At 45.9% G+C, this 23325-nt stretch carries 25 protein-coding genes; 20 read left to right on the forward strand and 5 right to left on the reverse strand.

Annotation, left to right across the window (positions count from 1 at the left end; genetic code table 11):
* Nucleotides 1-152: 152 nt before the first annotated feature.
* Together NYE36_RS07600 and rok are read left to right on the forward strand one after the other, a co-directional pair.
* The gene (locus tag NYE36_RS07600) at nt 153-611 is read left to right on the forward strand and encodes a redoxin domain-containing protein (protein ID WP_094032401.1); all 459 of its coding nucleotides are present in this window, start codon (nt 153-155) and stop codon (nt 609-611) included.
* A 451-nt stretch (nt 612-1062) separates the two neighbouring features.
* Entirely contained in the window at nt 1063-1659 is a 597-nt protein-coding gene (rok, locus tag NYE36_RS07605; RefSeq protein WP_012117447.1) for a transcriptional regulator Rok, read from the forward strand.
* A 20-nt stretch (nt 1660-1679) separates the two neighbouring features.
* Here the strand turns inward: rok and NYE36_RS07610 are convergent, their stop codons facing one another.
* Nucleotides 1680-2672, reverse strand: coding sequence for a hypothetical protein (locus NYE36_RS07610; protein ID WP_012117448.1), 993 nt, complete (start codon nt 2670-2672; stop codon nt 1680-1682).
* Between the two features lie 145 nt (nt 2673-2817).
* Between NYE36_RS07610 and NYE36_RS07615 the strand changes: the two genes are divergently transcribed.
* The 14 genes from NYE36_RS07615 to lepB all read left to right on the forward strand — a co-directional run bounded on the left by NYE36_RS07615 (nt 2818) and on the right by lepB (nt 15604).
* On the forward strand, nt 2818-3420 hold the full coding sequence (locus NYE36_RS07615) for a molybdenum cofactor guanylyltransferase (protein ID WP_094032402.1): 603 nt from the start codon (nt 2818-2820) through the stop codon (nt 3418-3420).
* Nucleotides 3421-3471: 51 nt separating this feature from the next.
* Nucleotides 3472-4491 (forward strand): molybdopterin-synthase adenylyltransferase MoeB, encoded by a 1020-nt coding sequence (locus NYE36_RS07620; RefSeq protein ID WP_094032403.1) that lies wholly within the window; start codon nt 3472-3474, stop codon nt 4489-4491.
* A 17-nt stretch (nt 4492-4508) separates the two neighbouring features.
* Entirely contained in the window at nt 4509-5801 is a 1293-nt protein-coding gene (gene glp, locus NYE36_RS07625; protein WP_033574615.1) for a gephyrin-like molybdotransferase Glp, read from the forward strand.
* Nucleotides 5762-6283 carry a molybdopterin-guanine dinucleotide biosynthesis protein B gene (mobB, locus tag NYE36_RS07630; protein WP_007409631.1) on the forward strand — a complete coding sequence of 174 codons (522 nt, stop codon included), beginning with the start codon at nt 5762-5764 and terminating at the stop codon, nt 6281-6283. Before glp ends, mobB begins: the two co-directional genes overlap by 40 nt.
* Entirely contained in the window at nt 6284-6754 is a 471-nt protein-coding gene (locus NYE36_RS07635; RefSeq protein WP_007409632.1) for a molybdenum cofactor biosynthesis protein MoaE, read from the forward strand. It begins immediately after the preceding gene.
* The gene (moaD, locus tag NYE36_RS07640) at nt 6751-6984 is read left to right on the forward strand and encodes a molybdopterin converting factor subunit 1 (RefSeq protein ID WP_007409633.1); all 234 of its coding nucleotides are present in this window, start codon (nt 6751-6753) and stop codon (nt 6982-6984) included. Before NYE36_RS07635 ends, moaD begins: the two co-directional genes overlap by 4 nt.
* A gap of 323 nt (nt 6985-7307) precedes the next feature.
* Nucleotides 7308-8006, forward strand: coding sequence for a Yip1 family protein (locus NYE36_RS07645; protein WP_015417378.1), 699 nt, complete (start codon nt 7308-7310; stop codon nt 8004-8006).
* A 1-nt stretch (nt 8007) separates the two neighbouring features.
* Nucleotides 8008-9144, forward strand: coding sequence for an efflux RND transporter periplasmic adaptor subunit (locus NYE36_RS07650; RefSeq protein ID WP_012117453.1), 1137 nt, complete (start codon nt 8008-8010; stop codon nt 9142-9144).
* A complete protein-coding gene (locus NYE36_RS07655; protein ID WP_007409637.1) occupies nt 9145-9837 on the forward strand; it encodes an ABC transporter ATP-binding protein in 693 nt (230 codons plus the stop codon). It begins immediately after the preceding gene.
* Nucleotides 9834-11027: an ABC transporter permease gene (locus NYE36_RS07660; protein WP_015417379.1), complete on the forward strand. Its 1194-nt coding sequence runs from the start codon at nt 9834-9836 to the stop codon at nt 11025-11027. The genes NYE36_RS07655 and NYE36_RS07660 overlap by 4 nt, the downstream gene beginning before the upstream one ends.
* Nucleotides 11028-11309: 282 nt before the next feature.
* Nucleotides 11310-12065, forward strand: a complete 756-nt coding sequence (locus NYE36_RS07665) for a DeoR/GlpR family DNA-binding transcription regulator (RefSeq protein WP_015417380.1) — start codon at nt 11310-11312, stop codon at nt 12063-12065.
* The gene (gene pfkB / locus NYE36_RS07670; protein WP_003154572.1) at nt 12062-12973 is read left to right on the forward strand and encodes a 1-phosphofructokinase; all 912 of its coding nucleotides are present in this window, start codon (nt 12062-12064) and stop codon (nt 12971-12973) included. Before NYE36_RS07665 ends, pfkB begins: the two co-directional genes overlap by 4 nt.
* A gap of 14 nt (nt 12974-12987) precedes the next feature.
* Complete coding sequence (locus tag NYE36_RS07675; protein ID WP_025284667.1) at nt 12988-14892, forward strand: PTS fructose transporter subunit IIABC; 1905 nt, start codon at nt 12988-12990, stop codon at nt 14890-14892.
* A gap of 130 nt (nt 14893-15022) precedes the next feature.
* Nucleotides 15023-15604, forward strand: coding sequence for a signal peptidase I (gene lepB / locus NYE36_RS07680; protein ID WP_003154568.1), 582 nt, complete (start codon nt 15023-15025; stop codon nt 15602-15604).
* Nucleotides 15605-15641: 37 nt separating this feature from the next.
* On the opposite strand, the gene NYE36_RS07685 is transcribed toward lepB, so the two are convergent.
* Entirely contained in the window at nt 15642-15911 is a 270-nt protein-coding gene (locus NYE36_RS07685; RefSeq protein ID WP_144463977.1) for a hypothetical protein, read from the reverse strand.
* Between the two features lie 162 nt (nt 15912-16073).
* Here NYE36_RS07685 and NYE36_RS07690 point away from each other — a divergent pair, with 162 nt between their 5' ends.
* Together NYE36_RS07690 and NYE36_RS07695 are read left to right on the forward strand one after the other, a co-directional pair.
* Complete coding sequence (locus NYE36_RS07690) at nt 16074-17693, forward strand: ATP-binding cassette domain-containing protein (protein ID WP_007409642.1); 1620 nt, start codon at nt 16074-16076, stop codon at nt 17691-17693.
* A gap of 112 nt (nt 17694-17805) precedes the next feature.
* Nucleotides 17806-18714 (forward strand): ketopantoate reductase family protein, encoded by a 909-nt coding sequence (locus tag NYE36_RS07695; protein WP_064115428.1) that lies wholly within the window; start codon nt 17806-17808, stop codon nt 18712-18714.
* Between the two features lie 31 nt (nt 18715-18745).
* Here NYE36_RS07695 and NYE36_RS07700 read toward each other — a convergent pair whose 3' ends face one another.
* From NYE36_RS07700 to mreBH, 3 genes are all read right to left on the reverse strand, one after another.
* Nucleotides 18746-19978, reverse strand: a complete 1233-nt coding sequence (locus NYE36_RS07700; RefSeq protein ID WP_094032405.1) for an aminopeptidase — start codon at nt 19976-19978, stop codon at nt 18746-18748.
* Between the two features lie 100 nt (nt 19979-20078).
* A complete protein-coding gene (locus NYE36_RS07705; RefSeq protein WP_003154559.1) occupies nt 20079-20213 on the reverse strand; it encodes a protein YkpC in 135 nt (44 codons plus the stop codon).
* Between the two features lie 71 nt (nt 20214-20284).
* Complete coding sequence (gene mreBH, locus NYE36_RS07710) at nt 20285-21292, reverse strand: cell shape-determining protein MreBH (RefSeq protein ID WP_003154558.1); 1008 nt, start codon at nt 21290-21292, stop codon at nt 20285-20287.
* A 270-nt stretch (nt 21293-21562) separates the two neighbouring features.
* Here mreBH and NYE36_RS07715 point away from each other — a divergent pair, with 270 nt between their 5' ends.
* Complete coding sequence (locus tag NYE36_RS07715) at nt 21563-21847, forward strand: AbrB/MazE/SpoVT family DNA-binding domain-containing protein (protein ID WP_003154557.1); 285 nt, start codon at nt 21563-21565, stop codon at nt 21845-21847.
* Between the two features lie 172 nt (nt 21848-22019).
* Nucleotides 22020-23324, forward strand: coding sequence for an ATP-binding protein (locus NYE36_RS07720; protein ID WP_064108138.1), 1305 nt, complete (start codon nt 22020-22022; stop codon nt 23322-23324).
* Nucleotide 23325: the final 1 nt, after the last annotated feature.

Consider the following 23325-nt stretch of genomic DNA (forward strand, 5'->3'; position numbering starts at 1 on the left):
ATTTTTGTGAAGATATGAACTAAGGAATCGCCACACTCATTTTAACATGGTGATTCAGCCAAATCATATCCTTTGGAGGGAAAACAGGAGAACGTTGCCCGGCGGAACTGAAAGCCCCGGCAAAAAACCTTTTTCATAAGGAGGGAAATAAGATGAAATTACGTCAGCAAATGCCTGAATTGACAGGCGCTAAAGCATGGATTAACAGAGAAGTCACGAAGGAACAGCTGGTCGGCGGAAAGCCGGCACTGATTCACTTCTGGTCCGCCAGCTGCCGCATGTGTAAAGAAGCGATGCCTGAGATGAACGAATTTCGTGATAAATATAAAGATCAGCTGAATGTGGTGGCCGTTCACATGCCCCGTTCCGAAGACGATCTTGACCTTGAGAAAATCAAGAAAACAGCGGCTGAACACGATATCTCTCAGCCGATTTACGTCGACAGCGATTATACGCTGACTGAAGCATGTGAAAATGAATATGTGCCGGCTTATTACCTTTTCGATAAAACCGGACAGCTCCGCCATTTTCAAGCGGGAGGAGGCGGGATGAAAATGCTTGAAAAACGTGTCAGCCGAGTACTTTCAGAAACGGAGCAGGCTTCTGAGTAATCGGGACAATCTCCGTCGGACTATTGTCTCGGTTCTGCAAACCCTTTGCCGTTTAGGTAACAGGGTTTTTTTGTGCCTATTGGATAAAAAATTCCAATATGGCATGTGCGGCTTTAAAATAAGAGAAACAGCCGTAAACACGCTGTACCGCTTGTTTTATCGATATCATTATCTTTTACATATTATAGTCGAAAATTGTAGATATCACGCTAATTTTCATTAAACAAGTAATTTCAAGTTATATTTTGAAATGGTTGAATAAATTGGAACTTTGTCCAGAATCCCCTATATGATAAGGGATTTTTGTATATAAAGTACCATTTTCAGAAAATAAGCAATTTTTCATAGAGTAAATAAAATAGTAAAATGATAAAATAATAGTTGATAAAATTACTTTTGTAATCTAATATCTTAATAAAAGCGTTTAAATTTTTGACAGGGGGTTTTACACATGTTTAATGAAAGAGAAGCGCTGCGCTTACGTTTAGAACAATTGAACGAAGCAGAGGTAAAAGTCATTCGTGAATATCAAATAGAACGTGATAAAATATATGCAAAACTGAGAGAATTAGACAATACAGGCAGCCTGTCCGATACAAAAAAAGAGTTTCGTCCGGAGAAAAAAAGTGACTCTCTCCCGGTGCTTGCAGAGCTTGCAGCACAGGAAATGAGAAGCTATCAAAAGCCGCAGGCACAGCCTCAATCCTCCCAGCCGCAGATGCAGTCTATTACGTCTCTTCCTGCCGGCATTCCAGACGGTTCTACAAGAAGAAGAAGAGGGACGGCGAGACCGGGATCAAAAGCGGCAAAACTGCGCGAAGCAGCGATTAAAACATTGAAACGCCACAATGCAGCGATTAAAAGTTCCGAACTGCAAAAGGAAATTGAAAAGGAAAGCGGCCTTGAAATTCCTAATATGACAACATTTATGCAAAGCTTAATTAAAATGTATCCGGAAGTGAAAAAACCATACCGCGGCCAATATATTCTTGAGGGAGAAATTTCTCAGGAAACAGCAGAAACGGCAAATGATACGGCTGCTGAATAAAACAGTAAAAACTGCTTGCGTTACTCAAGCAGTTTTTTTGCGCTTTCCCGCTTATTCTGCGGAAGTGACGCCTCTTTTCCAGGCTTTTTTTCAAGCTTGACGACATATTTTTGGAAAGGCTTTTCGCCGTCAGCACGTTCTTTCAACGCATCCAGTTTTTCATCAAACGACTGATCGCGGGACTCTGATTGTACAAATTGTTTTTGCAGGGAGATGACTTGTTCGGTAACGGCTTTAAGCAAGTCTTCTGCCTGAACAGTCTCTTTGGAAACAGAAGGGATTTCCAGAGCTTGTTCCGCCGGTTCCGCCGTGCGGCTGTCAATATCAGCAAAATGGCCGGCAATCCAAGCATCACTTTCGTCCAGCTGCCGTTTATACGAAAGAATGGTTTCTTGAAATAACTTTTCTTTCGTTTTTTCTATTTCTACAAGCCGTTCTTTTGTTTCTAGTATTCGATCTCTCATATGATTAATTTCTATTTTAATATGTTTAAGCTGGTATTCTTTTTCTATCATTTGTGTTTGGAGCCGGGTATTTTCGTCTGCAGCGGCATGATAACGCTGTTTCATATCTTCGTGAGAAGTCCGTTCAGTTTGAATGGCGGTCTCAAGTGAGCGGATGCGGGTATGTAAGTTTTTATTTTCTTCTTCAAATTTTACATTTGTAAGATGCAGACGGTGCTTTTCTTCCATCTCATTTTTCCGCCGAAACGTTTCCTGCTGAAGCAGTTCTTGCAGAATGACGATTTTATCGAGCAGCCCGGCTCTGATTTCATGCAAAGAACGTTCCGTGTCACTTGTCTGTTTGTGTTTTTGAGCCATGGCTTCCAATTCGTCAGAAAGCTTGTGAAGCCGCTCTTTAATATTGGCGTTTTCTTCCTGAAGCTTATTATTTTTTTGATGGAAGTAGCTTGCTTCAAATTCTGAAATTAATTTTCTGCATCTGGAAAGTTCGGATTTCAAGTAAAGGTTCTCTTGAGAAGTGTCGTGGAAAAACGGACCGGATATTTTCATAAGAACCATCTCCCTCATGATGTTAACACTACAATATGGGAAAGGATCAACGGCTATTCCTCTTAATTAAACAGACAAGCACCGTAATATTGTATTTCGGCTGAGGCGTTTGCTATGCTTTTATATAGAATGGGAGAGAGATGACATGAAACGGGTGAATGTAATATTAGCAGGGGGAGCTTCCCGAAGATTCGGAGAACCGAAAGCTTTTGCAAAGTGGAAGGGCGGCATGTTTTATGAACAGGCGAAAAAAGCCTTCGGCGGCGGAGAAACGGTAATTATCAGCCGCCCTGAGCATATAAAAAAGTTCTTATCAAACAGAGAGCGGCATGTTTTGGCCGATGAGCCGCGGTTTCGGGAAATGGGCCCGCTTGCCGGCATATATACGGCAATGAAACAAACGGAAGGCGAAACATATACGGTCATATCCTGTGACACGCCGCTCGTGACAAGAAAAACGATGGCTGCGCTTGAAATGAAGCTGACGGGAAATCTGGACGCTGTCATACCGGTTTGTAAAAACAGAGAGCAGCCCCTCTTGGCGGTTTACCATAAACGGGTGCAGGATGTGCTTTTTGATCAGCTGACACAAAACAAACTGAAAATGACAGACACGCTGAAACGGCTGTCTGTCTGTTATGTGCAGGCTGAAGACATCGGCGCCGGTCCGGAGGAGTTCGCTAATATCAACACACAGGACGATTACACCAGACTTTTGGCGCATGTCGAGTCTTCAAATCAGGACTGATCGGGAAGAAACATGGTATGATGGAAATAAAAATGCAAGGGGACAACACAGATGGAAGAGCGCTATTCGCGGCAGACAAGATTTAAGCCGATAGGGGAAAAAGGGCAGCAGGCGCTGGCTGACAGCAGTGTCCTGATTGTCGGAGCCGGAGCTCTCGGAACAGCCGCGGCAGAGGGCCTGGCAAGAGCCGGAGCGGGCCGTATGGCGATTATTGACCGGGATTATGTGGAATGGAGCAATTTACAAAGACAGCAGCTGTATACAGAAGAAGACGCGAGACAGCGCCTGCCGAAAGCAATGGCGGCCAAGGCGCGTCTTTTGGCGGTAAACAGTGATATACATATCGATGCTTACGCGGCGGAAGGTACGGCGGAAACGCTCGAACCGCTGATCGAACAAGCGGATTGCATCGTGGATGCGACAGATAATTTTGAAACGAGAATGGTCATCAATGATCTGGCGCTGAAAACGAAAACACCTTGGATTTACGGGGCCTGTGTCAGCAGTCAGGGAATGTGCATGACGATTATTCCGGGGGTTACGCCGTGTTTATCCTGCCTGTTTGAGCAAATGCCCGTGGGCGGAGCGACATGTGATACAGCAGGTATCATACCTCCGGCGGTTCATATCGTCTCTGCTTATCAGCAGGCTGAGGCGCTGAAATTGCTGACAGGAAATCATGCGGCGGTAAATCGGCGCTTTTTCACGTTTGACGTGTGGAATAACACCAATATGAGCATAAATGTGGATCAGATCAAACGGGATCATTGCCCTTCCTGCGGCGCGGAGCCCGTATATCCGTATCTGCAGCCTGAAAACAGGCCGAAAGCAAGCGTGCTGTGCGGGAGAGACACCGTTCAAATCAGATCGGAAGCCTTAAAGAGGCTGGATAAAGAAGAGCTTGTCAAACGTCTGAAGCAGATCGGTAAAGTGGAAGTAAATGAATTTCTGCTGCACATGGCGTATGAGCGCTTCAGAATCGTTATTTTTCAGGACGGACGGGCTTTGATTCACGGTACAAACGATATAAAAGAAGCAAATTCAGTTCTGGCCAGGGTGATCGGACTGTAGGAAGGGGAGATATTGCTATGCTTGAAAAAAGAACGCCGATTCAGGTGGACGAAGCAGTCCGCCGGGTGAGCCGGTATAAAAAACAGGGGGATACCGAATGGGTGGCGCTTGAGGACAGTCTCCACCGCTATTTGGCGGAGGATGTTAAGGCGGATCATGATGTGCCGGCCTTTAACCGTTCCCCGTATGACGGGTTTGCCATCAGGGCGAGCGATTCAAAAACGGCTTCCCGTGACAATGCCGTCACCTTTGAAGTCATTGACCATATCGGAGCCGGCGCCGTATCGGAAAAAAAACTCGGCCCTTATGAAGCGGTCCGCATTATGACGGGGGCGCAGATTCCAAAAGGCGCGGATGCCGTAGTGATGCTTGAGCTGACAAAAACGTTTTCTGAAAACGGGACGAATTACATGTCAGTGAAACGCCCTTTCCATGCGGGCGATAATATTTCATATCAAGGAGAAGATACGAAAAAGGGCAGCTCGCTATTAAAAAAAGGGACGAAAATCACGCCGGGCGTAACCGCTCTTTTAGCAACCTTCGGCTATGCTTCCGTTCCCGTGGTCAGAAAGCCGGTTGTCGGCATTATCGCAACGGGGACCGAGCTTCTTCATGTCAGCGATCCGCTTGAGCCGGGGAAAATCCGCAACAGCAACGCTGCGATGGTGTATGCCCAGGTCATTGAAGCGGGCGCGGTGCCGCTGAACTTAGGGAAAATCTCCGATGATTTTGATGACAGCTATGATGCGGTGAAGGAAGCTATGAAAAAAGTTGATTTTCTGATCACGACCGGCGGCGTGTCAGTCGGCGATTTTGATTTTCTTCCAGACATTTATAATAAGCTCGGAGCGGAAGTTCTTTTTAACAAAGTGGCAATGCGCCCGGGAAGCGTGACAACTGTCGCCCGGGCCGATGACATGCTGCTGTTCGGCCTTTCAGGCAATCCGTCCGCATGTTATGTCGGATTCACCCTGTTTGTCAAACCGATGATTCAGACGTGGCTTCTGAATGAAAAACCTCATTCCGGATGGGCGGAAGCCGTGTTAACAAACGACTTTCCGAAACCGAATCCGTTTACGAGATTTGTGAGGGCATTTGTTTATCATAAGGACGGAAAGATGATGGCGTCACCGGTCGGTCTCGACAAATCAAGCTCAGTCACATCTCTAGCCGAAGCAAACGCGTTTATCCTTCTGCCGGGAGGAACGAGGGGATATGAAGCGGGCCGGACGGTTCACGTGCTCCTCATCCGTGATGAGAATGGAAGTGAATGGCCGTGGTCAATTCTTTCCCGATCGTCCAGATCGTAGGTTTTCAAAACAGCGGTAAAACAACGTTTATTGAACGTGTGCTGAAAGCGGCGCCGAAAGAGTGCGATATTGGATGTTTAAAACATCACGGACACGGCGGAGAACCGGAACCTTTTTCTGACGGAAAAGACTCGGAGCGTTTTTCAAAAGCCGGAGCCGCGGTTACGGCAGTAGAAGGGGACGGCGTCCTGCAGCTTACGGCGCGAAAAAAATGGGATCTGGCGGGTTTGATCAGTCTGTATGAATGTCTGGGAATTGACGGTCTTCTCATAGAGGGATTTAAACATGCGCCGCATCCGAAAATCATTATGATCAAAGACAGCGAAGATTGGCAAAAGCTGAAGCATTTGGAGCGCGTGATCGCGGTTGTCAGCAGAAATACGGAGCATATGCCGGCAGATGCAGGCATGCCCGTATTCCATGCGGACGATCCGGCTGCCATGATGTTTGTGCTTTCGCAGCTGAAAGGGGAATCTGCATAAATGGAACGTTTTCAAATTACAAGGGAACCTATCATTGCGGAAAATATCGTAAAAAAAGTTGAAAAGCGTGAAGCCGGCGCCATCACAACGTTTATCGGCACGGTCAGAGAGTGGACTGCCGGACGGCGGACGGTGCGTCTCGAATATGAAGCGTATGAACCGATGGCTGTTCAAATGCTTTCTCAAATCGGCGATGAAATCAGCGCGAAATGGGAAGGAGCCGAAGCTGCAATCACTCACCGTGTCGGCGTCCTTGATATCGGAGAAGCAGCGGTCGTAATCGCCGTGTCTTCACCGCACAGAAAGGCGGCATATGAGGCGAATGAATATGCAATTGAACGGATAAAACAGATTGTGCCGATATGGAAAAAAGAAATCTGGGAAGACGGCGAAGAATGGATAGGCGATCAGCTGGAAACAACGCCCTATCCGAACGGAAAACCGGATTTGCATAAAGGGGAATCGCGATGATTAAAGTATTATTGTTTGCCGGGCTTGCGGAGCAGGCGGGAACACCGGTCATTGAACTTGACGAAAAAGAGACGGCGGCGTCTGCTGTAAAAACACTGTTAAAGGAACGGTACGGACTTCAGACGATTGACAATGCCATGATCGCAATCAATGAAACATATGTAAAAGACAACAGCATCGTAACAGAAGGTGATACCATTGCCTTTATCCCTCCTGTAAGCGGAGGGTGAAAAAAGAGCCGGATGTGCATCATTGCCATCCGGCTTTTTTGTATATAGGCGCTGAATTCCAGAGAATATTTAAATGGGATTTAAAGGGATTTGCGATTGAGCTGGTTTTGACTGCATGAATAGGCTGAAGACAGTGCCTTCACAAGGCTTTGAGCATCCCGTCGCACGGATCTGACAATGCTTTTTTTTACATAATTATGGAACGTAAAGCTGAGAATTTGTGTTACAATTTAGCATAAATACGCAAACGGCAAAAAAATTGAAACTTCTCTCAGCCTAAAGCGTACGTATAAACAGAATAATACATAGGAGGCATCAGCAATATGGAACCAAACCTGGAAAAAAGCAATACGGCAGTAACGGAAAAGCCGTCAATTTTCGGCGTCATTACAAGTCCTGTTGTGCAGTTTAAAAGATTAAAAGAAAAGCCGGTCATCGGCATTCCTCTCCTGATTGTCATCATTCTTATCGCGGCCGGCAGTATTTTGCGCGGGCTTGGGATGAATTATGAAGAAGTGCTGAACAGCTCATCTCTTGACGGTTTGACGGATGATCAGATTGAAATGACCAAAACCTTCGCTAAATTCGGCTCGATGTTCGGAGGAATCTTCGGGGGCATTATCGCTCTGTTTATCGTTCCGCTCATTTACTGGCTGTGCGTTAAAATTTCAGGCGGCGTGACAACTTACAAAAAAATGCTCTCACTCAGTCTGTTTACGGCATTTATTACCAATATCGGCTTAGTTATTAACGGTCTTGTTACTTATTTTACCGGTGCGGGCTCATTGTATGCCGTAACATCTTTGGCGAGTGTCATACCGGCCGGAGACGGCGTCGCGGTCTTTTTAAGCGCGTTCGACATTTTCAGCATCTGGAGCTATATTCTGCTCGCTTTGGGACTTCGCTATACAGGCGGCATTTCGAAAAAAGCGGCCTGGACTTCCGCGATTGTCCTGTTTGTTATTATGCTTTTAGTTTCGGCAGTCGGAGGACTGTTAAGTTCAGTGACAGCAGGTGTATAACATGAAAAAAATTTGGATCGGAATCGGCATCGCCGTAATTGTTGCAGTATTCATCGGTATCAATATTTATAAGTCTGCCGCTCCCGCGGGCGGCAGCGCCGGGAAAAAAATCGAAACCGGAACCATGGAAAACAGAGAAATCTCCTCTACGGTTATGGTTCCGGGAACACTTAAATTCTCTAAAGAACAGTATGTTTTTTATGAAGCGGATAAAGGAACTCTTGATAAAGTGAAAGTAAAAGAAGGCGACAAAGTAAAAAAAGGGTCGTCGTTAGTCACGTATACAAATGAGCAGCTCAATCTTGATAAAGAACAAAATGAGTTGACAGAACAATCAAAACGGATGCAAATCGAACAAGTTGAAGAAAAACTCAGAGCATTAAACAGCAAGGAACAAGATCTGGCAAAACAAGTGGGAGAAGCGGAAGCCAAAAAACAAATTGAATCCGAACGGACTGATCTGCAGCTTCAGCAAAAAACGGCGGAAATCGAATTAAAGCAATCTGATTTGCAAAAGCAGTCTCTTGAAAATCAGGTGGCGAATCTCAATGTTAAGAGTGAGATGGACGGGACGGTAATCTCGGTAAATCAAGAAGCGGCTTCTAAAAAATCGGATATTCAAGAACCGGTTATACATATAGGAGACCCGGAACACCTGATCGTTGCCGGCAATTTGTCCGAATACGACACGCTGAAAGTGAAAAAGGGCCAAAGCGTTACAATTACCTCAGACGCCATTCCAGGTAAAACGTGGAAAGGGAGAGTGGCGGCTGTCGGCCTCGTTCCTGATCAAAAGTCAAGCGCTGCTTCGGGGGAAAGCACGGAACAAGCCGTCCAGTATCCGTTTCAGGTTAAGCTGATCGGAAACCTTCCGGAAGGCAAACCGGGATTTAAATTAATTATGAACATTGAAACCGACAAACGGAAAGCCGATACGCTGCCGTCCTCCGCAGTCAAAAAAGACGGAGATGAGCACTGGGTCTTTACGGTAAAAGACGGGAAGGCCAAACGCGTGAAAGTTAAAGTCGGCGATACCGCAAATCAGCTTACGGAGATAAAAGAGGGGCTTTCAAAGGATGATAAAGTCATTCTGAATCCGGCTGACGGTTTGACTGACGGAACGGATGTGAAAGCATAGATGATTCAGCTTTCAAAGGTGAAAAAAAGCTATCAGATCGGCAAGGAGACGTTTGATGTTCTTCGTTCAATTGACTTGACGATTGAAGAAGGAGAATATGTGTCAATTATGGGACCGTCGGGATCGGGAAAATCTACGATCATGAATATCATCGGCTGTCTGGACAGACCGACGTCCGGCAGTTACAGGCTTGCGGGCGAAGATGTTTCTTCATGCACTGAAAAAGAGCTTGCGGCGGTCCGGAACAAATCAATCGGATTTGTCTTTCAGCAGTTTCAGCTGCTGCCGCGATTGAATGCAAGAAAAAATGTCGAACTCCCCATGATCTACGCCGGTATCGGCAAAAAAGAGCGTGAGGAACGGGCTGAGCACGCGCTGGAAAAAGTCGGTTTGGCGGATCGGATGCGTCACATGCCGAATGAGCTGTCAGGCGGCCAGAAGCAGCGTGTCGCGATTGCAAGAGCCATTGTGAACGAACCGAAGCTCATTTTAGCTGATGAACCGACCGGCGCACTGGATACGAAAACAAGCATTTCCATTATGGAGCAGTTCACAGAGCTTAATGCAGAGGGCGTGACCGTGGTGCTCGTCACTCATGAGCCTGAAGTGGCGGACTGTACAAACAGAGTGATTTTCGTCCGTGACGGCATGATCGTTTCCCGCGATGCTGAGCAGAGGAGAGTGGGGGAATGAGCCTGTTAGAAAATCTCCGGATGGCCCTCAGTTCCGTAAGAGCTCACAAGCTGAGATCGATTCTGACAATGCTCGGAATCATTATCGGCGTCGGTTCAGTAATTGTTGTTGTGGCTGTCGGCCAGGGCGGAGAGCAAATGCTGAAGCAATCCATCAGCGGGCCGGGCAATACGATTGAATTGTTTTACATGCCCAGTGATGAAGAATTAACAGCCAATCCGAACGCCTTACAGGAAGCGAGTTTTACAGAAGAAGATATTAATGGATTAAAAGGAGTGGACGGCGTAAAGCAGGTTGTCGCTTCCGCGGTAAAATCCATGACGGCCCGTTACCATGAAGAAGACACGGATATTACGCTGAACGGCATTAACAGCGGCTACATGGACGTAAAAAAGCTGGACGTTCAAGATGGACGGACATTTACGGATAATGATTTTCTTTCCGGGAAAAGAGCAGGAATCATCTCGAAAAAAATGGCTGAAAAGCTGTTCGGGAAAACGTCTCCGCTCGGAAAAATCGTCTGGGCCGGCGGACAGCCCGTTGAAGTAATCGGCGTACTGAAAGAAGAGAGCGGCTTTTTATCGTTAGGACTCAGTGAAATGTATGTGCCGTTCAACATGCTGAAAACGTCTTTCGGTACTAACGACTACAGCAACGTTTCCGTTCAGACGGAGTCAGCTGATCAAATCAAATCAACAGGAAAAGAAGCGGCCCGTCTCTTAAATGACAATCACGGTACAAAAGAGGCCTATCAAGTCATGAATATGGAAGAAATCGCGGCGGGAATCGGCCAGGTCACGACCGTCATGACGACGATCATCGGTTCGATCGCCGGTATTTCTCTCGTTGTCGGCGGGATCGGGGTCATGAATATTATGCTCGTATCAGTGACGGAACGGACAAGAGAAATCGGCATCCGCAAATCGCTCGGTGCCACGAGAGGACAGATTCTGACACAATTCTTAATTGAATCTGTTGTGCTTACATTAATCGGCGGCTTAATCGGAATCTGTCTCGGCTACGGGGGAGCATCACTCGTTTCCCTTATCGCAGGCTGGCCGTCGCTCGTTTCCTGGCAGGTGGTTTGTATCGGTGTGCTGTTCAGTATGCTGATCGGTGTCATTTTCGGCATGCTGCCCGCCAACAAAGCATCACGCTTAGATCCGATTGAAGCATTAAGGTATGAATAACCGGCGCCCCATGCAGTCTGCATGGGGTTTTTTTGTGTTTTAATGATTGAATGAATATAATAGACTTTTTTCATTTATGATAAAAAGAAAATGTCATACAATTGTCCCCCTTTTTGTCGAATTTACAGTTTACAAACCCTATGTACATACGTTAATATGAACAAATGTGAAAGATTTTGATAGTTATTGAATGAATTTGAGTGATTTTAGTTGCTAGAAGTAAAAAAAGCGTTTACAATTATCTTGCAGCCGAAATGAATACGTTTCCAAAGGAGGCGGAATATGCTCACTCCTGAAAGGTATCAGCTTATTATTGATCAGATTGAAAAGCGTGATGTGGTGAAGATTCAAGAGCTGATAAGCATGACAAATGCTTCTGAATCAACGATCAGAAGAGATTTATCAACACTCGAAGAGCGCGGATTTTTAAAGCGCGTTCACGGCGGGGCGTCTAAACTTTCCAACAGCAGGCAAGAACCCGATATGCTTGAAAAATCCTCCAAAAACCTTCAGGGTAAACTGAAGATCGCAGAAGAAGCGGCATCTTTATTAGAAGAAGGTGACTGTATTTATCTTGATGCGGGAACAACTACATTGCACATGATTGATTTTATAGATCCATCTAAGGACATTGTGGTTGTCACAAACGGAGTTATGCATATCGACGCTTTAATAAGGAAAGGGATTCCCTTTTATCTTCTCGGAGGATATGTGAAGCATAGAACAGGTGCGATGATCGGCGGCGCCTCATTAACGGCGGTCAGCCAGTACCGTTTTGACAAAAGCTTCCTCGGGGTGAACGGCGTGCACATTGAAGCCGGCTTTACAACACCCGATCCGGATGAGGCTCTTCTGAAGACAAAGGCTGTGAGACAGGCGAAAAATGCGTATGTTTTAGCCGATCCTTCTAAATTCGGCGAGATTTCTTTCGCAGCGTTCGCGGCCTTGGGCGATGCCGCTATCATTACCACTGAAGCTGAAGAACTTGCATTCGATAATTACCAAGAAAAAACTGTCGTAAAGGTAGTGAAACCATGATTTACACTGTAACCCTCAATCCGTCTGTTGACTATATCGTTCACGTTGAAGATTTTGCAGTAGGCGGTTTAAACCGTTCCAGCTATGACACGAAGTATCCCGGCGGAAAAGGCATCAACGTTTCGAGATTACTGAAAAGACACCATGTGCCGTCAAAAGCATTGGGGTTTGTCGGCGGATTTACCGGAAATTATATCACGTCATTTTTGCAGCAGGAAGGTCTGGAAACGGCTTTTTCTGAGGTGGATGAAGACACGCGTATAAATGTAAAACTGAAAACGGGCGATGAAACGGAAATTAACGGACAGGGCCCGACGATTTCAGACGAAGTGTTCAATGCCTTTTTAGAACAGTTCTCCGCTCTGGAAGAGGGAGACATCGTCGTTTTAGCGGGAAGCATTCCTTCTTCCCTGCCGCATAACACGTATGAAAAAATTGCTGAGGCATGCAGAAAGCAGAATGCCCGGGTAGTGGTGGACATCTCCGGTGAAGCGCTGATGAAAGCGACAGAAATGAAACCGTTTTTGATGAAGCCGAATCATCATGAGCTTGGGGAAATGTTCAATACGGTCATTGATTCAGCCGAAGCTGCCGTTCCTTACGGTAAAAAATTGATTGAACAAGGCGCTGAACACGCGATTGTTTCGATGGCTGGCGACGGTGCGCTTTTATTTACGAAAGAGGCGGTTTTCCTCGCCAATGTTCCTAAAGGAAAGCTTGTCAATTCGGTAGGCGCGGGTGATTCCGTCGTCGCGGGATTCCTTGCGGGAATTTCAAAACAGCTGCCTTTGGAAGATGCGTTCCGTTTAGGAGTTGCTTCCGGAAGCGCGACGGCATTTTCTGAAGAACTCGGAACTGAAGAGTTTGTACAGCAGCTTCTTCCTGAAGTTAAAGTCACACGTCTATAGAGGAGGAAAGAAAAGTGAAGATAACTGAGCTGTTAACAAGAGATACAATTCATCTCAATATAGAAAGCAAAGAGAAAGAAAACGTTATCGATGAAATGGTGACAGTGCTTGACAAAGCCGGCAGATTAAATGACAGAGAGGCTTACAAAGCAGCCATTTTAAATCGTGAAAGCCAAAGCTCGACGGGAATCGGCGAAGGCATTGCCATTCCTCATGCGAAGACGGCGAGCGTCATTAACCCGGCCATCGCATTCGGCCGTTCAAAAGATGGTGTGGATTATGAATCATTAGACGGTCAGCCGGCACACCTGGTCTTTATGATTGCGGCAACCGAAGGAGCGAATAATACGCACCTTGAGGCATTATCAAGACTTTCAACGCTTCTCATGCGTGAGGAAATCCGCAAACAGCTTCTTGAAGCTGAATCAGAAGATGCGATCATTGACATCATCAATCAGCATGACAAAGATGACGATGAGGAAGAAGAAGAGCAGGAAGAACAGGCAGCGCCGTCAGGAAAAGGCAAAATCCTTGCCGTTACGGCATGTCCGACAGGTATCGCCCATACGTTTATGGCAGCTGACGCACTGAAGGAAAAAGCGAAAGAGCTCGGCGTTGACATTAAAGTCGAGACAAACGGCTCAAGCGGTATCAAACATAAGCTGACGGCTCAAGAAATTGAAGACGCGCCTGCGATTATCGTGGCGGCTGATAAACAGGTTGAAATGGAACGCTTTAAAGGCAAACATGTTCTTCAAGTGCCTGTAACGGCCGGTATCAGACGTCCTCAGGAACTGATTGAAAAAGCCGTTAACCAAGATGCGCCGATTTACGAGGGCAGCGGCGGAGGATCTTCCGCTTCAAATGAAGACGGCCCGAAACAGAAATCAGGCACAAGCATCGGAAGTACTTTCTATAAACACTTAATGAGCGGTGTCAGCAACATGCTGCCATTTGTCGTCGGCGGCGGAATTCTCGTTGCGATTTCATTCTTCTGGGGAATTCATTCAGCTGATCCGAAAGACCCGACATACAACACGTTTGCCGCAGCGCTGAACTTTATCGGCGGCGATAATGCGTTAAAACTGATCGTTGCCGTTCTTGCCGGATTCATTGCAATGAGTATTGCGGACCGTCCGGGATTTGCGCCGGGTATGGTCGGCGGATTTATGGCTACGCAGGCGAATGCCGGATTCTTGGGCGGACTGATTGCCGGATTCTTAGCCGGTTATGTCGTAGTCCTTTTGAAAAAGCTGTTTGTCTTTATTCCTCAGACTCTTGACGGATTAAAACCTGTATTGATTTATCCGCTGCTCGGTATTTTTATCACAGGAGTTCTGATGCAATTTGTCATAAACACACCTGTCGCAGCGTTCATGAATTTCTTAACAAATTGGCTTGAAAGCCTTGGAACCGGAAACCTTGTTTTAATGGGTATTATTTTAGGCGGTATGATGGCTATCGACATGGGCGGCCCGCTTAATAAAGCGGCGTTCACTTTCGGAATTGCGATGATCGATGCCGGAAACTATGCACCGCATGCGGCCATCATGGCGGGCGGAATGGCTCCGCCGCTTGGAATCGCACTGGCGACTACATTCTTTAAACACAAATTCTCTAAACGTGACCGTGAAGCCGGTATTACGTGCTACTTCATGGGAGCAGCTTTCGTTACAGAAGGCGCCATCCCGTTTGCAGCGGCTGATCCGCTTCGCGTCATCCCTGCAGCCGTTGTCGGTTCTGCGGTAGCGGGCGGGTTGACAGAGTTTTTCCGGGTAACGCTTCCTGCACCGCACGGAGGAATATTCGTTGCATTCATTACGAACCATCCGCTGCTGTACTTAATGAGCATCGTGATCGGAGCGATTGTAACGGCGGTTATCTTGGGAATCGTCAAAAAACCGGTTGCAGAGAAATAAGCAAAAAGCGTCCTTTACGGGCGCTTTTTTCAATCATGTACGCATAGAAGCGTTATGTATTTTATGATGAGTTATGATAAAGTAAAGATGGTACATGAACTGAAACAGTGATCGTCTAGGAGGAACCACGTTGACTGAAGAACAAAAACCTACTTCTGAAAAATCGGTAAAAAGAAAATCCAACACATATTGGGAATGGGGAAAGGCCATCATCATAGCAGTCGCACTTGCGCTGTTAATCCGCCATTTCCTGTTTGAACCGTACTTAGTGGAAGGATCATCAATGTACCCGACATTACATGACGGTGAAAGGCTGTTTGTCAACAAAAGCGTCAATTATATCGGAGAAATCGAGCGGGGGGACATCGTCATTATTAACGGCGATACATCGAAAGTCCATTATGTAAAGCGGCTCATCGGAAAACCTGGAGAAACGGTGGAAATGAAAAATGACACGCTTTATATAAACGGCAAAAAAATCGCAGAACCGTACCTCGCGAGCAATAAAAAAGAAGCGAAAAAACTGGGAGTCAACCTGACGGGAGATTTCGGCCCCGTAAAGGTTCCGAAAGGCAAATACTTCGTCATGGGCGACAATCGGCTGAACTCAATGGACAGCCGGAACGGACTCGGTTTAATTGCCGAAAACCGGATCGTCGGCACCTCGAAGTTTGTGTTCTTCCCGTTTCATGATATGCGTCAGACAAAATAAAAACGCCGCGCTGCCCGATTTGGACAGCAGGCGTTTTTTATTTGGCAAACGAGGCGGCGATGGCGATGAACATTACCGTGGCCAGCACTGATCCGACAATGGCCAGAACGCTGAAAAAAAGATTCACCTGCTGCTTCTCTTTGCCGCGTTTTTCAAGCATCCGTTCTGAAAAGAGATGCGAAAACGTATAAATGAGGGCGATTCCGACGTACAAGCCGATGTCACGTGCGGTAAAGCCTGTGACGGCCAGAAAAACCCCGGTAAAGAAAATCATAAGACAATATTCTGTGAGTGTTAAAAGCTTCAACTTGTTCCTCCGTGATGAATATGTATATATATCTATTGTATCACAGGGCTCCGGGTTTGACGCCTGCATCTTTTCAAACCCGTATATTCGCAGGGAAACATTTCTCTTCCCCTTTATTCATGGTATACTTTTAATGATGATAGACACGATGGAGGATTCTAAATGATTGCTGTAAATAATGTGAGCTTGCGTTTTGCGGATCGCAAGTTATTTGAAGATGTCAATATTAAATTTACGCCGGGCAACTGCTACGGATTAATAGGCGCAAACGGTGCCGGAAAATCAACATTTTTGAAAATTTTATCCGGTGAGCTGGAGCCGCAGACCGGCGATGTCCATATGAGCCCGGGCGAACGTCTTGCCATTCTGAAGCAGAACCACTTTGAATATGAAGACTTCGAAGTGCTGAAAGTCGTCATTATGGGACATAAACGTTTATACGAAGTCATGCAGGAAAAAGACGCGATTTATATGAAGCCTGATTTTTCAGATGAAGACGGCATCCGCGCCGCTGAGCTTGAAGGAGAGTTTGCAGAATTAAACGGATGGGAAGCTGAAAGTGAAGCCGCTATTTTGTTAAAGGGCCTGGGCATCTCTGAAGACCTGCATACGAAGAAAATGGCTGACTTAGGCGGTTCAGAAAAGGTGAAAGTGCTTTTGGCACAGGCGCTGTTCGGCAAGCCGGACGTTCTGCTGCTTGATGAACCGACCAACCACTTGGATCTGAAAGCGATTCAGTGGCTGGAAGAGTTTTTAATCAACTTTGAGAACACAGTCATCGTCGTATCCCATGACCGTCACTTTTTAAATAAAGTGTGCACGCACATCGCCGATCTTGATTTTAATAAAATTCAAGTGTACGTCGGCAACTATGATTTCTGGTATGAATCCAGCCAGCTTGCTTTAAAGCTTTCTCAGGAAGCCAACAAGAAAAAAGAAGAGCAGATTAAACAGCTTCAGGAGTTCGTGGCCAGATTCAGCGCCAACGCCTCTAAATCAAAGCAGGCGACATCAAGAAAGAAACTCCTTGATAAAATCACGCTTGATGATATCAAACCGTCATCACGCCGTTATCCTTATGTCAATTTCACGCCGGAACGTGAGATCGGAAATGACGTGCTGCGGGTTGAAGGCTTAACAAAAACGATTGACGGGGTTAAGGTGCTTGATAACGTCAGCTTTATTATGAACAGAGAAGATAAAATCGCTTTTACGGGCCGCAACGAACTTGCCGTTACGACATTGTTTAAAATCATTTCCGGGGAAATGGAAGCAGACAGCGGCACATTTAAATGGGGCGTGACCACTTCTCAGGCGTACTTCCCTAAAGACAACAGCGAATATTTTGACGGCAGCGATGCGAACCTTGTTGACTGGCTCCGCCAGTACTCGCCGCATGACCAAAGCGAAAGCTTTCTGCGCGGTTTCTTAGGACGCATGCTGTTCTCAGGAGAAGAAGTCAACAAAAAATCAAACGTTCTTTCCGGAGGAGAAAAAGTGCGCTGCATGCTTTCAAAAGCGATGCTTTCCGGCGCGAATATTTTAATTCTGGATGAACCGACAAACCACTTAGATTTGGAATCCATTACGGCGCTTAACAACGGCTTAATCAGCTTTAAAGGCGCTATGCTGTTTTCATCTCATGACCATCAGTTTGTACAGACAATTGCCAACCGCATCATTGAATTAACGCCTAAAGGCATTGTTGACAAACAAATGTCTTATGACGAATTTCTTGAAAACGCAGATGTGCAGAAAAAGCTTGAAGAGCTATACGCGTAATAAAGAAGCAGGGGAGACTCTGCTTTTTTATTTATGAAAAAAGTTTTCAATCTTCTGACTTCCCGTTACAATAAATGAATACATAACTTGAAAAGAGACGGAGGAATGCATCATGAAGTTTTTAGTTGTCGGAGCTGGAGGAGTGGGCGGATATATCGGCGCGCGTCTTGCAGAAAAGGGAAATGACGTGACGTTTCTCGTCCGCAAGAAACGGGCGGAACAATTACAAGAGACGGGATTGACCGTCAAAAGTGAAAAAGGTGATGTTTCAATCAAGCCGAAATTAATCATGGCGGGCGAAGAAGGAGCATTTGACGCGGTTATCATCGCTTCAAAAGCGTATTCTTTGCAGGACGTCATTCGGGATGTCAAACCGTTTGTCAAACCTTCGTCGGTCATTATTCCTTTTTTAAACGGATACAGGCACTATAACCAGCTGTTTGAAGCTTTTTCAAAACGGCAGGTGCTGGGCGGCCTCTGCTTTATTGAGAGCGCCCTTAACGACAAAGGGGGCATTCTTCATACGAGCGCTGCCCACCGCTTTGTTTTCGGTGAATGGAACGGGGAACGCACAGAACGTATGAACGAGCTGGAAAACGCATTTGGAGGTGTGAAAGCGGATGTCATCATCAGCCGGGATATTGAAAAGGACATTTGGAAAAAATATATGTTTATTGCCGCGCAGGCAGGAGTGACCACTCTGTTTCAACAGCCGGTCGGACCGATTTTAGAAACAGAAGGCGGCCGCAACACCGCAAAGCGCCTCTTTGCTGAAATCGGAGCCATTTTCAAGGCTGCCGGCATCCCGAAAGATCCTGGTCTGGAAGAAGAGAGTTATCGCACATTGACAAGCATGTCTTACTATATGAAATCGTCGATGCTGAGAGATATGGAAAAGGGCAGGGTGACGGAAGGTGATCATTTACACGGATTTTTGCTTGAGAAAGCGAAAGGCTTGTCAGTTGATACACCTGTTTTGGAAACCGTCTGCGCCAACTTGCAAATGTATGAAGCGAAATAAAAAAAGGAGGCCTGATCGCCTCCTTTTTTTATTAAAATGCCCAGTTTCCGTTTCTGAAGATCGGTTCTCTTTTGCCGTCCGCAGTAATGCCGTCGATATTCATATCTTCGGAACCGACCATAAAATCTACGTGTGTAATGCTTTCATTTAAGCCCTCTTTGACAAGCTCTTCCCGTGTCATTTGTTTACCGCCCTCAATATTAAAGGCATACGCACTGCCGATCGCCAAGTGGTTAGAGGCGTTTTCATCGTACAGTGTGTTGTAAAATAAAATATTTGATTGTGAAATCGGTGAATCGTACGGCACTAAGGCCACTTCACCGAGATAGTGTGAGCCTTCATCGGTTTCGACGATGCCTTTTAAAATCTCCTCGCCTTTTTCAGCTTTCACATCGACAATGCGGCCGTTTTCAAAGGTAAGAGTGAAGTTATCAATAATGTTGCCGCCGTAGCTCAGCGGTTTCGTGCTGGAAACCGTGCCGTTCACCCCGTCACGCTGCGGAAGGGTAAAAACCTCTTCTGTCGGCATGTTGGCCATGAATTCGTGCCCGCTTTCATTCACGCTTCCTGCGCCTGCCCATACATGTTTTTTCGGCAGTTCAATGGTTAAGTCTGTTCCTTCAGCCTGATAATGCAGGGCGCTGTAATGTTTTTTGTTTAAGTGTTCCACTTTTTCATGAAGGTTTTGATCATGTTTTTTCCATGCTTCCACAGGGTTTTCTTCATTTACGCGGGTCGTTTTGAAAATTTCTTCCCATAAAAGCTGAACGGCTGTTTCTTCCGGCTGATCCGGGAACACTTTTTTCGCCCAGCCTGTTGAAGCCGCTCCGATCACCGTCCAGCTGACCTTATCTGATTGAATATATTGTCTGTATGTATGCAATGCTTTTCCGGCGGCTTTTTGGAACGCTGCAATCCGTTTGCCGTCAGTGCCTTTTAACAGGTCGGGGTCGGATGAGACGACAGAAATAAACGCAGCCCCTTTTTTCGCGAGCTCTTCTTTTCCTTTTGCTTCCCATTCAGGATACTCTTCAAACGCTTCAAAAGGTGCCATCTCGTATTTTAATCTGGACAGTTCATCGTCCTGCCAATTTACGGTGACGTTTTTAGCGCCTTTTTCATAAGAATGTTTGGCAAGCAGTCTGACAAGTTCCCGGACATCAGTTGAGGCATTGATTACGACATGCTGTCCTTTTTGGACATTGACGCCGACTTCTACCGCCAACTGAGCATATGTATGTAACTTTTCAGTAAACGAACTCATCGTTCATTCCTCCTCATCGGTTTTTCTCATCATATCAAATATCGCCTCATAAAGGAAAGAAAGGAGCACAAACGAAAAAGACACAGCTTTTGCTGCGTCTTTACGGGTGATTCAGTTTTACGGCGCCGCCGGCCGGAGAATGGGGCATATTGGCCAGTGAAATGCTCATACCCCCCAAAATAATTCCGCTTAAAATGACGGCTACTGCTACGCGTCTTCCCACATCTCTAAGCATATGCTTCCTCCTTAATGTTTCTCCAGTTCTCACAATATGAGCCGGCCGGAGAAAAAAGAAGCACAATCTTATTATTTAATCGCTTTTTGCAGTTTGTCGATGACGTCTAATGAACGCCCCGTGCCGATAGCCACTGATTCAAGCGGATTCGCCGCCAAATGAACGGGAACGACGATTTCATCTGTCAGCCATTCTTTCATCCCGTTTAAAAGGGAGCCTCCGCCGGTTAACACGACGCCGCGGTCAACGATATCACCGCTGAGCTCCGGCGGACAATCTTCAAGTGTCGCTCTGATCGCTTCAAGAATATGCAGGAGCGACTCACGCATCGCGTGCTGAATTTCATTAGACTGCAGTCTGATTGTCTTCGGCAGACCGGTTACAAGGTCACGCCCGCGGATTTCCATCGTTTCCGGCACATGTTCGATCAATGCAAATCCGATTTCCATTTTCACTTGTTCTGCCGTACGTTCCCCGATCAGCAGGTTGTATTTTTTTCTGACGAACGAGGCGATATCTTCATCAAGCTGGTCGCCGCCGATTCTGATCGAATGGCAGGATACGACGCCCCCGAATGAGATGATGGCGACTTCAGTCGTACCGCCGCCGATATCTACGACGACGTTTGCGACCGGCTCGTCAACAGGGAGGTCGGCCCCGATTGCAGCGGCTACGGGTTCTTCAATCAAGTGAACGTTTTTCGCTCCGCAGTTTTTGACAGCGTCACTGATGGCGCGTCGTTCAACGGCTGTTGAGCCTGAAGGCGTGCAGACGACGACATTCGGTTTGCGGAAAGTCATTCCGATTTTTTTTCCGGCTTTTTTCATAATGTGTTTTAATAAGTCAGTTGTCATATCATAATCAGCAATGACACCGTCTTTCATCGGCCGAACGGCGACGATTTTCCCCGGCGTCTTTCCGATCATGCTTTTGGCATCCGTTCCGATGGCAAGCACCGCTTTCGTTGTTGTATCTACAGCGACAACGGAAGGCTCGTTTAAAATAATTCCTTTATTTTTACTGTAAACAAGTATATTAGCGGTTCCTAAGTCGATTCCGATCTCAGTTGATTGAAACATGTTTTCACCCAATCCCTATCCTGATTTAATTGATTCTACATTTAAAGTTTCTGAGAAAAACCACGATTTTTGGGGGTTTCCGCCGGGAATGAAATGTTTTTGTAAAAAAGGAGGGAAAGTCTGTATCCCATATTTCAAAAGGATTTTCTTCTGTAAAAAAACATTCAGTTCCGGATGCTGAGAAACTTTTGCTCCGTTCCTTTCGTCTACGTTTATGAAGGATTTTCCTTGGACATAAAGAAGAGACATTAAAGGAAGTAGGGGATTTCTATGAAATCAATTGGTGTAGTAAGAAAAGTAGACGAACTCGGGCGTATTGTCATGCCGATTGAATTGAGAAGAGCATTGGATATCGCTATTAAAGATAGTATTGAATTTTTCGTTGACGGAGACAAAATTGTCTTGAAAAAATACAAGCCGCACGGCATTTGCTTAATGACGGGGGAAATTACTCCCGAAAATCAGGAGTACGGCAACGGCAAAATTATTTTAAGTCCTGAAGGAGCGAAAATGCTGCTTGAGGAAATCGAGGAAGCGTTAAAAGATAGATCATAATCAGCAAAAAGGGCGGAGCATCATTCCGTCCTTTTATTATGAACTTGTGCAAAAACTCACGGGAAAAGTAAGCGAACCTGCTCAATTAATTGGGAATAGTTATCATTTTTTAGTCAATAATGCAGTCAACAATGTTACAATATATGTAGAAATGCTAGCGGCAGGTGGGACTATGGGAAAATATCAAGCGCGTATCATTTCCTTAATCTTGGCAATGATTTTTATTATGTTTTGGGATTATTTATTTTATATGATTGAACGGAATCCGATTAACTGGCCAGTTGACATCACCTTTACCGCCGTCACATTAATCAGCGTCTGGCTGCTGGCTTATTATGTGGATAATAAAAAGCAGCTGCTGACGGAGCTGAAGGACAGCGAGCAGAAAGCAAAGGCGCTTTCAGATGAGAAAAACCGGATCATGGACAATTTGCAGGAAATCGTTTTTCAGACGGATGCTCAAGGGAATATTACATATTTGAATCAGGCCTGGACGGCGATTACGGGCCACTCCATCAGCGAATGTATGGGCACGATGTATAATGATTATTTTATAAAAGAAAAACATATTATTGATTATATTATCTCCCAAATCAAGCAGCAGTCCCCGTCAGGAATGTTTACGGCCAAATATATTAAAAGAGACGGCTCGATCTTTTGGGGAGAAGTCCATTATAAGCTGTATTATGACCGCAGACAGAAATTTGTCGGAAGCCTGGGGACGATGTCTGATATCAGTGAACGGAAAAAAGCGGTCGACGAGCTTCTGGAAACGAACGAACGCCTTGCCATGCAATCTCAAAAGCTGGCCATTGCCGGGGAGCTTGCGGCAGGAATCGCCCATGAAGTAAGAAATCCTTTAACATCAGTCAGCGGCTTTCTCCAGCTGATGAAAGCCCAGTATCCGGAAAGAACGGATTATTTTGATATTATTTTTTCGGAGATTAAAAGGATTGACCTTGTGCTGGGGGAGCTCCTTCTGCTCGCCAAGCCGCAGACCGTGACGTTTACCGCTCATCATCTCAACCATATTTTACGGCAGGTGGCAACGCTTCTTGACACGAACGCGGTGCTGTCGAACACTGTGATTGAGAAGGATTTCAGGCAGACTGAGTCCTGTATGGTCAACGGTGACGAAAACCAGCTGAAACAGGTATTTATCAATATTATTAAAAATGCGATTGAAGCGATGCCTGACGGCGGGAATATTCATATTTATACAAAACGGGATGAAGAATACGCGGTGATCAGCATACAGGATGAAGGAAACGGCATGTCGAAAGAAAAGCTTGAAAACATCGGGAAACCGTTTTTCTCAACAAAAGATCAGGGAACGGGTCTCGGTCTTCCGATTTGTTTACGAATTCTGAAGGAGCATAATGGTAAACTTAACATTAAGAGCAAAAATGGAGAAGGCAGTACGTTTCAGGTGATTCTGCCGTTAGAAGCGGCTGCTGTCCAAAAGGAGGAAAAATAAC

Source organism: Bacillus sp. FSL R5-0593, from assembly GCF_038603755.1.
Taxonomy (GTDB): domain Bacteria; phylum Bacillota; class Bacilli; order Bacillales; family Bacillaceae; genus Bacillus; species Bacillus velezensis.

What these genes read in the sequence shown, in the direction of transcription:
- NYE36_RS07600 (WP_094032401.1), top strand. Translation starts at nt 153, where the DNA reads ATGAAATTACGTCAGCAAATGCCTGAATTGACAGGCGCTAAAGCATGG.
- rok (WP_012117447.1), top strand. Translation starts at nt 1,063, where the DNA reads ATGTTTAATGAAAGAGAAGCGCTGCGCTTACGTTTAGAACAATTGAAC.
- NYE36_RS07610 (WP_012117448.1), bottom strand. Translation starts at nt 2,672, where the DNA reads ATGAAAATATCCGGTCCGTTTTTCCACGACACTTCTCAAGAGAACCTT.
- NYE36_RS07615 (WP_094032402.1), top strand. Translation starts at nt 2,818, where the DNA reads ATGAAACGGGTGAATGTAATATTAGCAGGGGGAGCTTCCCGAAGATTC.
- NYE36_RS07620 (WP_094032403.1), top strand. Translation starts at nt 3,472, where the DNA reads ATGGAAGAGCGCTATTCGCGGCAGACAAGATTTAAGCCGATAGGGGAA.
- glp (WP_033574615.1), top strand. Translation starts at nt 4,509, where the DNA reads ATGCTTGAAAAAAGAACGCCGATTCAGGTGGACGAAGCAGTCCGCCGG.
- mobB (WP_007409631.1), top strand. Translation starts at nt 5,762, where the DNA reads ATGGCCGTGGTCAATTCTTTCCCGATCGTCCAGATCGTAGGTTTTCAA.
- NYE36_RS07635 (WP_007409632.1), top strand. Translation starts at nt 6,284, where the DNA reads ATGGAACGTTTTCAAATTACAAGGGAACCTATCATTGCGGAAAATATC.
- moaD (WP_007409633.1), top strand. Translation starts at nt 6,751, where the DNA reads ATGATTAAAGTATTATTGTTTGCCGGGCTTGCGGAGCAGGCGGGAACA.
- NYE36_RS07645 (WP_015417378.1), top strand. Translation starts at nt 7,308, where the DNA reads ATGGAACCAAACCTGGAAAAAAGCAATACGGCAGTAACGGAAAAGCCG.
- NYE36_RS07650 (WP_012117453.1), top strand. Translation starts at nt 8,008, where the DNA reads ATGAAAAAAATTTGGATCGGAATCGGCATCGCCGTAATTGTTGCAGTA.
- NYE36_RS07655 (WP_007409637.1), top strand. Translation starts at nt 9,145, where the DNA reads ATGATTCAGCTTTCAAAGGTGAAAAAAAGCTATCAGATCGGCAAGGAG.
- NYE36_RS07660 (WP_015417379.1), top strand. Translation starts at nt 9,834, where the DNA reads ATGAGCCTGTTAGAAAATCTCCGGATGGCCCTCAGTTCCGTAAGAGCT.
- NYE36_RS07665 (WP_015417380.1), top strand. Translation starts at nt 11,310, where the DNA reads ATGCTCACTCCTGAAAGGTATCAGCTTATTATTGATCAGATTGAAAAG.
- pfkB (WP_003154572.1), top strand. Translation starts at nt 12,062, where the DNA reads ATGATTTACACTGTAACCCTCAATCCGTCTGTTGACTATATCGTTCAC.
- NYE36_RS07690 (WP_007409642.1), top strand. Translation starts at nt 16,074, where the DNA reads ATGATTGCTGTAAATAATGTGAGCTTGCGTTTTGCGGATCGCAAGTTA.
- NYE36_RS07695 (WP_064115428.1), top strand. Translation starts at nt 17,806, where the DNA reads ATGAAGTTTTTAGTTGTCGGAGCTGGAGGAGTGGGCGGATATATCGGC.
- NYE36_RS07700 (WP_094032405.1), bottom strand. Translation starts at nt 19,978, where the DNA reads ATGAGTTCGTTTACTGAAAAGTTACATACATATGCTCAGTTGGCGGTA.
- NYE36_RS07705 (WP_003154559.1), bottom strand. Translation starts at nt 20,213, where the DNA reads ATGCTTAGAGATGTGGGAAGACGCGTAGCAGTAGCCGTCATTTTAAGC.
- mreBH (WP_003154558.1), bottom strand. Translation starts at nt 21,292, where the DNA reads ATGTTTCAATCAACTGAGATCGGAATCGACTTAGGAACCGCTAATATA.
- NYE36_RS07715 (WP_003154557.1), top strand. Translation starts at nt 21,563, where the DNA reads ATGAAATCAATTGGTGTAGTAAGAAAAGTAGACGAACTCGGGCGTATT.
- NYE36_RS07720 (WP_064108138.1), top strand. Translation starts at nt 22,020, where the DNA reads ATGGGAAAATATCAAGCGCGTATCATTTCCTTAATCTTGGCAATGATT.